We start from the raw sequence: 12,045 nt of genomic DNA, 5'->3' as shown, positions 1-12,045 counted from the left end.
ATGCGCGTACTAGTTGCCATCTCCGTTGTTTGCCTGCTGACCGCCTGTTCGAAGAACGAAAGTGCTATGAATCCGTTGCCCGATGTTAGCGCAGTGCGCCTTAATCTCGCCTTCACATGCACGCATGAAGCCGACCATCTGCCGCCCCTTGATCCGGAGGCGGATGCTCTTTTTCAGTACGCCCGATTCCTTGAAAAGAGGGAAGGACCGAAGGATTTCAACGATGTCGCTAGGTACTACCGCATCGCGGCCGCGTTTGGCCACTATAAGGCAAATCACAACCTGCAAATCTTAGTATCGTCGGGAATGGCATCTTCACCCGATCCTGAGAAGGAAAGCGTTGATCTAGCTGAACAGCTTATCAAGGCAGGTGTGCCAAGCGGCTACTATGATATTGGGCACTATCTTCTGAATGGGTACGGGGTTCAGAGAGACGATGAGGCGGCTCGAAGATACATCCGCAAGGCCGCAGATTTGGGAAATGCTGAAGCTCAGTACTATGTTGCTGACATCCTTGCCCCGGATAATATGGCACCGGACATCGCATACGCGATGTTCCAGTGTGCAGCCGATCAAGGGCATGGTAAAGCTGCTAATAACCTCGGAATTATCGAGACGATAAAGCAGCGGTATCCAAGTGCACTTCAAGCATTCCAGCAAGCCGCAGCGGCTGGCGACAGGCAAGGGGCTCTTTCATTGGAGGACGGTTTCAAGGGGCCGCCAGCGAATGATAAGCTCAACTACATTGGGGTGGCCGCCGATCCTGAGCGTGCTCGTCGATACAGTGCAATCGGTAAGTTCATCGATGCGAACGACGGTCGCAATCCCAAGGTCCCGGATATCGACAAGATCGTGCCGCTCCCCCCTGCGAAGCTTCCGCCGTGGGATGGCACGTTCCAATGGCAAAAAGAGCAGGAAGCAGCAGCTCCTCCACAGAAACCGTCGACGGAAGTCATCGATCGGATGGCGAAGGCGAAGCGTCTCGACCCTGCAACAGGGTTACCTCTGGCAAGTCAGACGGAGAAAACCGCGCAAGAAGATCAGCCTGCGAGCATCGCAACGCGGGTGCCGTTGGGGACCGTCGCGCGTACCGGACAGCAGTGTCCGGAAGATGGCGTATGGTGCGCGAAACTGGACGCCGGTCAGGTGGGTGATGCGAAACGCAGGTTTCTTAAGGGCGACGCGTTACCCTCCGTTGTCGTGCATGAACCTCGACGGCTAGCGGTCCTCGACAGCATGCTGGGTACACGTCAGCGCATGGCCCCTGTTGCTTGGGAACTCGTTGCATACATTGATCAGTCTTGATCCGGTTCCCCGTTGGAGGGCTACAAGCGGATGACCTCTTTTGTAATCGAGAAGGAAGATCGCTCAACGTGACCCAACCGAATGAAGTTAAGAGGCGTGCACACCCCGTGACGTTAATAGGGTTCGGCTGGTTGCTGTTCGTCCTGGGACTGCCGTGCTGGGTCCTTGTGAGCAGCGCGCTTCAGGTATTCGCTCCGTATGCCGATTGGCCCAAGATGATCGGGATGATCGGTGTACCTGTGCCGTTGCTATTCATCGCAGCTTGGAAGTACGACCGCGAGTACACGGGGGAAATCGGTCCTCTTTTGATGGGCTGGTGCGTGGGCGTCGGGATGGCGAGATTGGCCTTTTTAATCGGAGGCGTGGCTCCACATGGCTGACTGCGTGGCGAAGATGGCACACCTGTATTCGTCCGTTTCGGGACGTGACTGAGGTAACGGAAAATGACCCGATATCTGATTCTCGATGGCGATCATACGACCGTTGCGGGAACCGTTAGCGTGAAGGCAACACCGTTTGAACTGGACGGCAGGCATATCGCGCACGAAGACGACGACGTAATTTGCCCAGCTTGCAAATCGATCGGCAAGATTCAATGCGCCGGTCCGCGACTTCCAATGACAGGGCCTGACGGACGGCGGGTCGCGCTGAGTGATGACCTCTGTATTTGCAAGTGCACCCCGCCACCGACGCTCGTTGCCTCACAGCGGGTCATGTCGGTTGACGTGTGATGCCCGTGGAGATGTAGTGAGAGCGTGCCGTCGATCGTCTATGACGGCCAAAAGGCAAAGTATTGATTTCGGTGTGGCGCGGCGCACGAATGGGAAACTGCGGGCTACGACGTCTTGGAAAGCGCGCGCGAAGTGGAAGCGACTGCGCTCCCGGTACAGCACCCGCGTGCTCGCCGTCATTGAGCACATGCTGGTCGAGCATCTGTCCATCGTCATGCCGTCGAGTTTGCTCGGCAAGGCATTGCAGTACATGAGCGAACAGTGACCCAAGCTGATCCGCTACATCGAGAACGGAGATGAGACGGGCTGCCATCGGGCGTGGTTCCTCCTTATGGAAGTCGCCCCAGATGGTAGCAAAATAGTAGCAACGGCTTGACATTGCGCCCACGAAAAAGGGGTTAGCATCAGCTAACCCCTTGATTCTTTGGTCGGAGCGAAAGGATTCGAACCTTCGACCCTCTGATCCCAAATCAGATGCGCTACCAGGCTGCGCTACGCTCCGACGAGCCAGAGATAATAACGTTGAACGACCGATTCGGTCAATCACGATATGCGGGTAAATGCCGCGGCGGCGAATCTGCCACGATTTGCGACAATTCCCTTGATGATCGGCCGCCCCGCAGGCATTCGCGTGCGGCCGCCTGCCGACGCAAGGAGAACATCATGATGAACCTGATCCTGTGGCGCCACGCCGAAGCCGAAGACTACGCGACGAGCGATCTCGCGCGCCAGTTGACCGTGCGCGGCCGCAAGGACGCGCAGGCGATGGCCAAATGGCTGCGCGGCCGCCTCGAGACGAATACCGTGATTCTCGCGAGCCCGGCGGCGCGCACCGTGCAGACCGTCGAGGCGCTGACCGACCAGTACCGGACCGTCGACGCGCTCGCGCCGGGCGGCAGCGTCGACGACGTGCTGACGGCGGCCGGCTGGCCGGAAGGCATCGCGCCGACGGTCGTGATCGTCGGCCACCAGCCGACGCTCGGCAGCGTCGCCGCGCAGCTCGTCGCCGGCGGCGACGACGGCTGGAGCGTCAAGAAGGGCGGAATCGTGTGGCTCGCGAGCCGCACGCGCGACGGCAGCCGGCAGGCCGTGTTGCGGGCGGTTTTGACGCCCGAACTGGTGTAAAGCCCGCCTGAATGGGTTTGAAGGGATTGATCATACGGTTTCGCAAGCTTTCTGCTAAAGTCAATTCGGCGACACGTCATTGAACGGACACGGTCGTGCCACATAACGGTCACGGCCGGTTACTACATTGGCGGGCATGTCGTCCTATTCCTTACGATCAGGAAAGCCTAATGCGAGAACTGCCGACGCCTACGCTCCCTTTTGCCTCGCTGCCCCTCGACACGTCGCGGCGCCATCTGCCGCGCGCCAGTGAAACCGTCACATCGGAGTATCGCCTGCGCGCCGCATGGGCGCGTACGGAAGACGAATTGCGCGAAGCCCAGCGCCTTCGCTACAGCGTGTTCGCCGAAGAGATGGGCGCGCAGGTCAGCGGCCCGTCCGGTCTCGACGTCGATCCGTTCGACGCGTATTGCGATCATCTGCTGGTCCGCGATCTCGACACGCTGAAAGTCGTCGGCACGTACCGCGTGCTGCCGCCGCACCAGGCGGCCCGTGTCGGCCGCCTGTACGCGGAAGGCGAATTCGACCTGTCGCGCCTCACGCATCTGCGCGGCAAGATGGTCGAGGTCGGCCGCTCGTGCGTGCACAGCGACTACCGGAGCGGCGCCGTCATCATGGCGCTGTGGGGCGGCCTGGGCGCGTACATGATGCAGAACGGCTACGAGACGATGCTCGGCTGCGCGAGCGTGTCGATGGCCGATGGCGGCCACTATGCGGCGAACCTGTACCAGTCGCTGTCGGCAGGCGCGCTGACGGCACCCGAGTATCGCGCGTTCCCGCACACGGCGTTGCCGGTCGACGAACTGCAGACGGGCACCGTCGTCGCGCCGCCGCCGCTGATCAAGGGTTATCTGCGTCTCGGCGCGAAGATCTGCGGCGCCCCGGCCTGGGATCCCGACTTCAACTGCGCGGATTTCCTGACGCTGTTCCGTCTGTCGGACATCAACGCGCGCTACGCCCGCCACTTCCTGGGCTGAACGGTCCGAATCGCGTCGCGCCGGTCAGGTGCGGCGCACGCAAGCGAACGCCGTCGCACGCTAGCCGCGCGACGGCGTTCGTGTGTCCGGCCCATGCATGCATGTCCGGCCCTGATAATTTCCGCGGCACGCAACGATCACCGTGCCGCAGAGCGGCACGTTCGCGACGGCCCGAGGCGGGACCGAGCGGCAGCGGCGCGCTCAGTGCTTGCGCCGCCAGTCGAGCAGGTGGTGTTCCGTCATCCAGTGGTGGATCATCCCTTCGCCTCCGTGGCTGCGCTTGTATTCGCGCGACTCGAAGTACGACAGGGCGACCAGCACCATCAGACCGATGATCAGGCCGATCAGGCCCGCAATTTCCTCAGACGACATGGCAGCCTCCTTTCGACGGCACAGCGCCATGCGTACATAGTAGGACAAGCGTGGCGCAACCCCGAAACCGGATTTCCGCTAGACTCGGCGCGGTCCCGGCGCGCGATGGGCGCGCCGTTTTCCGGAGCCCTCCCTGATGACCCGTTTCCTGCTGGCCGTGCTGGCCGCATCCCTCCTTGCCGCCTGCAGCAGCGATCCTCGCCAGGCGCGCCGCGGCCACCCGCCGGAAGATCCGGCCGACTATCACGGCGTGCCGACCGACATGACGCCGCCGTCGATGCTCGACGCGCCGCCGCCGAAGCCGGTGCAGTAACGGCCGGCGGCCCCGCCGTCACGCACGGGCCGCGGAAGCGACCGGCGGGTCGGCGCCAATGCGCCGCACCAGCGCCGGCAGGTGGCGCGCGAGCGTCGCACCGCGCGCCGCCATGAACAACAGTAGCGCGAACCACAGGCCGTGATTGCCGAACGGTCCGACGGCGGCGAGCGTGGCCACGATGAAGATCGACAAGGACACGACCATCGCGCGCATCAGCGATTGTGTCTGCGTGGCGCCGATGAACACGCCGTCGAGCAGGAAGCCCCAGACCGACACGATCGGCGAGATCGCGGCCCACGGCAGGTAGCGCAGCGCGACGGCGCGGATCTCGGCCTGATCGGTCAGGCGCGCGACGATCCAGCCACCCGCCGCCCAGTAAACGAGCGCGAACAGCAGCGCGCCGAGTGCCGACCAGAACAGTGTGACGCGTACGGCTTGCCGAAATGCGCGGCGGTCGCGCGCGCCGGCCGCCGCGCCGACGAGCGCCTCGGCCGCATGCGCGAAGCCGTCGAGGCCATACGCCATGAACGTCTGGAAATTCAGCAGCAGCGCGTTCGCGGCGAGCGTCGCGTCGCCCTGTTTCGCGCCGAGATGCGCGAACCACCCGAAGGCGCCGAGCAGGCACAGCGTGCGCAGGAAGATGTCGCGGTTGAGCGCGATCAGCCGCTTGAGCGCGACGCGGTCGGCAAGCGTGCGCATCGCGAGCGGCGCAAGGCCGCTCGGCCGCAGCCGCCACAGCATCCACGCGCCGAGTGCGAAGCCGCATGCGTCCGCGGTGGCGGTGGCGGCGCCGATGCCGGCGATACCCCAGCCGAAGCCGTACACGTAGAGCAGCACGGCGCCGATGTTCACCGCGTTGATGAACACCTGCGCGACGAGCGCGAGCCGCACGCGCTGCACGCCGAGCAGGTAGCCGAGCACCACGTAGTTCGCGAGCGCGAACGGCGCGCTCCAGATCCGCGCGTGGCTGTATGCGAGCGCTGTCGCGCGGACGGCATCGCTGCCGCCGAACGCGGACAGCGCGAACGACAGCAGCGGCACCTGCAGCGCAAGCACCGCGGCGCCGAGCGCGAACGCGACGATCAGCGCGCGCAGCAGGTTCAGGCGGATCCCGGCGGCGTCACCGGCGCCATGCGCCTGCGCGACGAGCCCGGTCGTCCCCATCCGCAGGAAGCCGAAGCCCCAGAACACGAAATTGAAGAAGAGCCCGCCGAGCGCGACGCCGCCGAGATACTGCGCGCCGTCGAGGTGGCCGGCGACGGCCGTGTCGACGGCGCCGAGGATCGGCTGGGTCAGGTTCGCGACGACGATCGGGAACGCGAGCGCGAGGACGCGCCGATGCGTGACGGCGGCCGACGCGCTGCCGGCCCCGTGCGGTACCGCGGATCCGGACATGGCGGGCGCGTCAGGCGCGTTCCTGCACGCACACCCACGGCGAGACGACGACGGCCCACAGCTCCGGATTGCGTGCGGCGTAGTCGGCAGCCGTTTCGGCCGGCATGCGCGCGACGAGGCCGGATGACAGCCAGCGCGTGACCTGTTCGGCATCGTCGTTGGCGACTGCTTCGGCGACGCTCACGAGATCGAGGTCGCGCGCGATCGACAGCAGCTTGCCCTGCGCGAAGAAGCGTTCGAGATCGCACCAGTCGATCTTGGCGGTTTCGCCGAGGAGTTTGGCGTAGAGCGGGCTGTGCGACGCGCCCGTGGCGGGGTGTTGATCAGAGGACATCGGTTTCTTGGAAAGACTGCGTGGCGCCACTATAAACCATCCGGTCGGGAGGGCCGAGCGCGGGCGGGCGGCTCATGCGTCGCGCAGCGCGCGGCGCACGATCTTGCCGGTCGCGGTCATCGGCAGGCTGTCGACGAACGCGATCGCGCGCGGATACTCGTGCGCGGCGAGCCGCGTGCGCACATGTGCCTGCAGCGCGCTCACGAGGGCGTCGTCGCCGACGTGGCCAGGGTTCAGCACGACGAACGCCTTGACGATCTCGGTACGCGTCGCGTCGGGCACGCCGACGACGGCCGCCATTCGCACCGCCGGATGCGTGAGCAGGCAGTCCTCGATCGGCCCCGGGCCGATCCGGTAACCGGCGCTCGTGATCACGTCGTCGTCGCGGCCGACGAAGCGCACGAAACCGTCGGCGTCGATGGTGCCCGTATCGCCGGTGAGCAGGTAGTCGCCCGCGAACTTGTCGCGCGTCGCGGCGGGGTTGCGCCAGTATTCGAGAAACATCACCGGGTCGGGGCGGCGCACCGCGATGCGGCCCTCGACGCCCGGCGGCAGCGGCGTGCCGTCCGCATCGACGATCGCGACCGTGTGACCGGGCACCGCCTTGCCGATCGCGCCGGGCTGCGCATCGAACAGCGCCGCGCACGACGACAGCACCATGTTGCACTCGGTTTGCCCGTAGAACTCGTTGATTGTCACGCCGAGCGCGTCGCGGCCCCACGCCGTCAGTTCGGTGCCGAGCGATTCGCCGCCGCTTGCGACCGATTTCAGCGACAGCGCGTAGCGTTCGCGCGGCGCCGAGACGGCGCGCATCAGCTTCAGCGCGGTGGGCGGCAGGAACGCGTGGGTGACGCCGTGCCGCGCCATCAGCGCGAACGCGGCTTCGCCGTCGAATTTCTCGAAGCGACGTGCGAGCACCGGCACGCCGTGATGCCATGACGGCAGCAGCACGTCGAGCAGCCCGCCGATCCATGCCCAGTCGGCGGGCGTCCAGAACAGGCGTGCGTCGCGCGGGAAGCACTGCTGCGACATCTCGACGCCCGGCAAGTGGCCGAGCAGCACGCGATGCGCGTGCAGCGCGCCTTTCGGTTTGCCCGTCGTGCCGGACGTGTAGATGATCACGGCCGGATCGTCGGCGGCCGTATCCGCCGGCACGAAATCCGGCGCTTCGGCGGCGAGCGCCGCGTCGTAGCGGAGCACGCCGGGCGTGTCGGGCGCATCGTCGCCGATGCAGTAGACGGTATGCAGCGCCGGCAACTGCGCGCGCAGCGGCGCGATCTTCGCGTAGCCGGCCGCGTCGGTGACGAGCGCGGCCGCCTCGCTGTTCGCGAGCCGGTACTCCAGCGCGTCGACGCCGAACAGCGTGAAGAGCGGTACCGCGATCGCGCCGAACTTGTACGCGGCGAGATGGGCGACGGCCGTTTCAGGGCCTTGCGCGAGAAAGATGCCGATCCGGTCGCCGCGCCGCAGGCCCGCGCGCGCAAAGCTGTTCGCGAGCCGATTAGAAGCATGCTTCAGTTCGTCGAACGTGATGCGGGAAACGTCGCCTTGCGCCGTTTCGTGGATCAGCGCGATGCGTCCGCTGCCGTCGGCCCATTTGTCGCACACGTCCACGCCGATGTTGTAGCGCGCCGGAATGTCCCACCGGAAGCGGGAGAGGAGCAGGTCGTAGCGGTCGGCGGCGGGCAGCATCGCATGGTCTCCTGGGTGTCGAACGTGGCGCTGGGTGAACGGCTTACATCAGGATTTCACTCGGACGCATCCACAATGGTGTTTGCTGATAGGGAATGTTCGGACTCGTCCAATAGGCGGGGCTCAGTGCACGATTCCACAATGACGCATAAGATCAAGACAAAACAGTGGTGTGATCATGGATTTGCTTCTGATAGCTGCGGGGTTCAGCCTGATTGGAATCGGCGGGCTGGTGGCGTTTGCCCGCCACGTCGATCCGTTGTCCGGCCGTTTCACCGGACGTCTGCGCAAGCGCTGACTCGATTTTTTCCGTTTTATCCGTCACGACACGCGATGCGCGCCGGCATCGTGTGTCGTGTGCCGTGCGCTCAACGCGCCGGCAGGTAGCGTGACGGATCGATCGAGCGGCCGCCATAGCGCAGTTCGAAATGCAGCGCGACGCGATCGCTGTCGCTGTTGCCCATCTCCGCGATCGATTGCCCTTGCGTGACCGACTGGCCTTCCTTCACCAGCAGCGCGCGGTTGTGCGCGTAGGCCGTCAGGTAATCGGCGTTGTGCTTCAGGATGATCAGGTTGCCGTAGCCGCGCAGCCCGTTACCGGCGTAGACCACGACGCCCGGCGCGGCCGCCACCACCGGCGTGCCCGGCGAGTTCGCGATGTCGATGCCCTTCGATTTCGAGCCATCGAACGTGCGCACCACGTTGCCGGCCGCCGGCCAGATCAGCGCAATGCTCGTGGCCGGCTTCACCGCCGATTCGACCGGCGCGGGCGGAGCCGGCCGCGCGCGGCCCGCGCTGCCCGTGCCGGTGGTCGACGGCGTCGATGCGGTGGCCGAGCCGGGCGGCGGCGCGACGCGCAGCACCTGCCCGACTTCGATCGCATCGGGGTTCGTCATCTGGTTCCAGCGCACGATGCTCTGGACCGACGTGCGGTTCGCGCGCGCGATCTTGTACAGCGTGTCGCCACGCTCGACGCGATAGAACCCGGGGCCGACGGGTGCGGAGCCGCACGCGACGAGCAGGGCGGCGCAGGCGGCTGCGAAGAGTCGCTTCGTTGTTGTTCCGAACATTGAACCTCGCAAAACCCTGCCGCGCGTGACGCGGCAGGCAACACAAAACGTCCGATTTTAACGGGTTCGACCCGCACGCCGCAGTTTCGGCTGCGGGCGCGGCCGCAGCGGCCCGGTCCGATGCGTGTCGAATCAGCCGGCGAGCGGGATCACGCGGATCCGCAGCGTCGCCGTTTCCGTCGCGCCCGGCGCGAGCATGCGCAGCCCGCGGCCGTTGTGGATCGCATCGGGCAGACCGAGCCACGGCTCGACGCAATAGAAGTCGGAATCCGGTTTTTCGGTCCACGTCGTGACCGCGTACCACGGGATCGAGCCCGGCAGGTCCAGCGCGATCTCGATCGTGCGGCGGCGGCCCGGCATCACGATGCGCACCGGCGTGGACGGTTCGCCGTCGAGGCAGTGGAAACGGTCGAGGATGTCCGCATCGTCGAGACGGTAACGGGCCTCGCCCGGTTCGAGCGGGCTGATCGAGCCGTCCGCACGCTGGTGGCAACGGTGGGTGGGCGGCAATTCGAGGAAGGTCTCGGCCCGCTCGCCGTGCGGCAGCGCAAAGTAGAAATGGTGGCCGGCGTAGTAAGGCAGCGGCGTGTCGCCGCGATTGGTCGTCGTCAGCGCGACGTCGAGGGTATGCGCGTCGGCCAGCCGGTAGGTCGTTTCGAACCGGAAATCGAACGGGTAGCTCGCGCGCAGCGCGTCGTTCGCGTCGAGCGTCATCGACAGCGCGGCGCCGTCGGCCGACGGGTGTGCATCGAACGGCAGATCGCGCGCGAAACCGTGCATCGGCAGGTCGCGGACCACGCCGGCGGCATCGCGCCAGCGGCCGATTTCACCGTCGACGCGGTGGCGGCCGAGGAACGGGAACAGCAGCGGATTGCCGCCGCGCACGCGGGCGAGATTGCTCCAGTCGGCGGTTTCCGGCCAGAAGATCACCGGTTCGCCATCGACGTGCCAGGACAGCAGGCGGCCGCCGAATTGTGGGGCGACCCGGACGAGCGACGGGCCGGCATGAAGTTCGTGAATGTCGTGTTGCTGGAAGATCGGCATGGCGAATCGGGTTGGGCGGGTGAGGGGAGCAACGTGCATTCCATTATCGGGCCGCGGGCGGTCCGGGAAAACCCTTCTCGGGAAATTGCGAGTTTTTAACGCTGTCAACCGTCGGGATAATGCCTCTAAACCGGTGATGTTGCCGGGTCATGACACTTCGTGGAGGGGGCCATGGATCTGGCAATGGCAATGGGAATCGCACTGTTCGGCATGTTTACCGGCAGCACGGTATTATTTTTCTATCAGCTCGGCCGCTGACGGCAATTTCTGCCGAAATCGACAGGCCCGCCATGCAAATGGCGGGCTTTTTGCTTTCTGAGTGCTTACAAATTGCAAGCGTTTGTGTGCATTGCCGCAATATCCTGCCAAATGCCTTGGCGCGGTAATCCTGGCTCGGCATAATCGGGGCGCGTTTTTCAGGACGCGCATCGCGTCGTCCGCCTTCCTTCCCGCTTAATCTTCACTGAAAGGACCGACGCGTGAGCCTCTGGTTTCTGGTATTCCTGAGCGTCCTGCAGGGCGTCACCGAACTCTTCCCCGTCAGCAGCCTCGGCCATACGCTGCTCGTGCCGGCGCTGTTCGGCATGCACATCGACAAGCATGCGCCGCAGCTGTTGCCATTCCTCGTCGCGCTCCACCTCGGTACCGCGTTGGCGCTGCTGTGGTACTTCCGCGCGCGGTGGATCGCGCTGATCGGCGGTTTCTTCGCGCAGCTCGGCGGTCGCAAGAACGACGACGGGCACCTGATGTGGGCGCTGATCATCGGCACGATCCCGACCGGCATCGTCGGGCTGCTGCTCGAGAAGCGCATCGAACGCGTGTTTCACGACCTGCGGATCGTTGCGATCGCGCTGATCGTCAACGGCGTGTTGCTGTGGCTCGGCGATCGCATCCAGCGTAGCCGCGCGCACCAGCCGCCCGAGAAGATGACGTTCAAGCAGGCGTTCTTCGTCGGGCTCGCGCAGATCGGCGCGCTGATTCCGGGCTTCTCGCGCAGCGGGCTGACGATGATCGCCGGCAACGCGGCCGGGCTGACGGCGGAGAAGGCGGCGGAATTCTCGTTCCTGCTCGGCACGCCGATCATCTTTGCCGCGGGCGTGCTCGAACTGCCGAAGCTGTTCCATGCGCGCGACCAGCTCGCCGATGCGCTGCTCGGCGGCGTGCTGACGGCGATCGCCGCGTACCTGAGCGTGCGGTTCCTGATGCGCTATTTCGAAGGGCGCGGCCGGCTCGCGTCGTTCGGCGTGTATTGCGTGATCGCCGGGGCGGTCTGCCTCGGCTGGTTCATGCTGCATCCGCAGCCGGTTTGATGCGGCGGGCGCCCGTATCGCGTGATCCGGCGCGATGATCGGGTATAATTTCGGGCTCGGCTTCGTGCCGGACCCGTTTTGTTTCGGGGGTTTGAGTTGTCGTGGGGCAGTGGGCGGTGTTGCTGCTGCTTCGTTACTCAAAAGCCCGATGCCGAATGCCGCTCCGTGTCCGGCCGTGTCTTTTCTCCCCGACCGCCCTTAGCTCAGTTGGATAGAGCAACGGCCTTCTAAGCCGTAGGTCACACGTTCGAATCGTGTAGGGCGGGCCAATGAAATCAGCGCGTTGGCTGATGGCTTTCAAATTTCCCATCGTCGTCTGTCGGTATGCTCTTGTAGGCAGCGTGTAGATGTTTGCAGTCAGTCCGGAACACAAC

Annotated in this window: 13 protein-coding genes and 2 tRNA genes; 8 read left to right on the top strand and 7 right to left on the bottom strand. The window is 65.0% G+C overall.

From position 1 onward, the window contains the following. The 3 genes from LGM42_RS14790 (at nt 1) to LGM42_RS14780 (ending at nt 2,301) form a co-directional block, all read left to right on the top strand. Nucleotides 1–1,305, top strand: coding sequence for a sel1 repeat family protein (locus tag LGM42_RS14790; RefSeq protein ID WP_413227415.1), 1,305 nt, complete (start codon nt 1–3; stop codon nt 1,303–1,305). 443 nt (nt 1,306–1,748) lie between these two features. After that, on the top strand, nt 1,749–2,036 hold the full coding sequence (locus LGM42_RS14785; protein WP_226232568.1) for a PAAR domain-containing protein: 288 nt from the start codon (nt 1,749–1,751) through the stop codon (nt 2,034–2,036). A 40-nt stretch (nt 2,037–2,076) separates the two neighbouring features. Next, on the top strand, nt 2,077–2,301 hold the full coding sequence (locus LGM42_RS14780; protein ID WP_226232567.1) for a hypothetical protein: 225 nt from the start codon (nt 2,077–2,079) through the stop codon (nt 2,299–2,301). 160 nt (nt 2,302–2,461) lie between these two features. Here LGM42_RS14780 and LGM42_RS14775 read toward each other — a convergent pair. Next, a tRNA-Pro gene (locus LGM42_RS14775) sits at nt 2,462–2,538 on the bottom strand. Nucleotides 2,539–2,699: 161 nt separating this feature from the next. Here LGM42_RS14775 and sixA point away from each other — a divergent pair. Continuing rightward, nucleotides 2,700–3,161, top strand: a complete 462-nt coding sequence (sixA, locus tag LGM42_RS14770; RefSeq protein WP_059573856.1) for a phosphohistidine phosphatase SixA — start codon at nt 2,700–2,702, stop codon at nt 3,159–3,161. Between the two features lie 170 nt (nt 3,162–3,331). Then, nucleotides 3,332–4,138 (top strand): GNAT family N-acetyltransferase, encoded by an 807-nt coding sequence (locus LGM42_RS14760; protein ID WP_059573855.1) that lies wholly within the window; start codon nt 3,332–3,334, stop codon nt 4,136–4,138. A gap of 201 nt (nt 4,139–4,339) precedes the next feature. Here LGM42_RS14760 and LGM42_RS14755 read toward each other — a convergent pair whose 3' ends face one another. After that, on the bottom strand, nt 4,340–4,510 hold the full coding sequence (locus tag LGM42_RS14755) for a hypothetical protein (protein ID WP_167351607.1): 171 nt from the start codon (nt 4,508–4,510) through the stop codon (nt 4,340–4,342). A gap of 136 nt (nt 4,511–4,646) precedes the next feature. Here LGM42_RS14755 and LGM42_RS14750 point away from each other — a divergent pair, with 136 nt between their 5' ends. Next, the gene (locus LGM42_RS14750) at nt 4,647–4,823 is read left to right on the top strand and encodes a hypothetical protein (protein WP_089464674.1); all 177 of its coding nucleotides are present in this window, start codon (nt 4,647–4,649) and stop codon (nt 4,821–4,823) included. Nucleotides 4,824–4,841: 18 nt separating this feature from the next. On the opposite strand, the gene LGM42_RS14745 is transcribed toward LGM42_RS14750, so the two are convergent. The 5 genes from LGM42_RS14745 to LGM42_RS14725 all read right to left on the bottom strand — a co-directional run bounded on the left by LGM42_RS14745 (nt 4,842) and on the right by LGM42_RS14725 (nt 10,361). Then, on the bottom strand, nt 4,842–6,221 hold the full coding sequence (locus tag LGM42_RS14745; protein ID WP_226232566.1) for an MATE family efflux transporter: 1,380 nt from the start codon (nt 6,219–6,221) through the stop codon (nt 4,842–4,844). Nucleotides 6,222–6,231: 10 nt separating this feature from the next. Further along, nucleotides 6,232–6,555 (bottom strand): DUF2288 domain-containing protein, encoded by a 324-nt coding sequence (locus LGM42_RS14740; RefSeq protein ID WP_060318085.1) that lies wholly within the window; start codon nt 6,553–6,555, stop codon nt 6,232–6,234. Nucleotides 6,556–6,627: 72 nt separating this feature from the next. Further along, nucleotides 6,628–8,247 (bottom strand): acyl-CoA synthetase, encoded by a 1,620-nt coding sequence (locus LGM42_RS14735; protein WP_060318088.1) that lies wholly within the window; start codon nt 8,245–8,247, stop codon nt 6,628–6,630. A 368-nt stretch (nt 8,248–8,615) separates the two neighbouring features. Continuing rightward, nucleotides 8,616–9,317 (bottom strand): peptidoglycan DD-metalloendopeptidase family protein, encoded by a 702-nt coding sequence (locus LGM42_RS14730; protein ID WP_226232565.1) that lies wholly within the window; start codon nt 9,315–9,317, stop codon nt 8,616–8,618. A gap of 132 nt (nt 9,318–9,449) precedes the next feature. Then, a complete protein-coding gene (locus tag LGM42_RS14725; protein ID WP_226232564.1) occupies nt 9,450–10,361 on the bottom strand; it encodes an aldose epimerase in 912 nt (303 codons plus the stop codon). Nucleotides 10,362–10,840: 479 nt separating this feature from the next. Between LGM42_RS14725 and LGM42_RS14720 the strand changes: the two genes are divergently transcribed. Both LGM42_RS14720 and LGM42_RS14715 read left to right on the top strand, forming a co-directional pair. Then, entirely contained in the window at nt 10,841–11,671 is an 831-nt protein-coding gene (locus tag LGM42_RS14720; RefSeq protein ID WP_060318093.1) for an undecaprenyl-diphosphate phosphatase, read from the top strand. Between the two features lie 192 nt (nt 11,672–11,863). Continuing rightward, a tRNA-Arg gene (locus tag LGM42_RS14715) sits at nt 11,864–11,940 on the top strand. Nucleotides 11,941–12,045 lie beyond the last annotated feature (105 nt).

The sequence above is a fragment of the Burkholderia sp. AU39826 genome, assembly GCF_020419965.1.
GTDB lineage: Bacteria > Pseudomonadota > Gammaproteobacteria > Burkholderiales > Burkholderiaceae > Burkholderia > Burkholderia semiarida.
The sequence above is the reverse complement of the archived record's forward strand: the minus strand, read 5'-3'. Positions and strand labels throughout refer to the sequence as shown.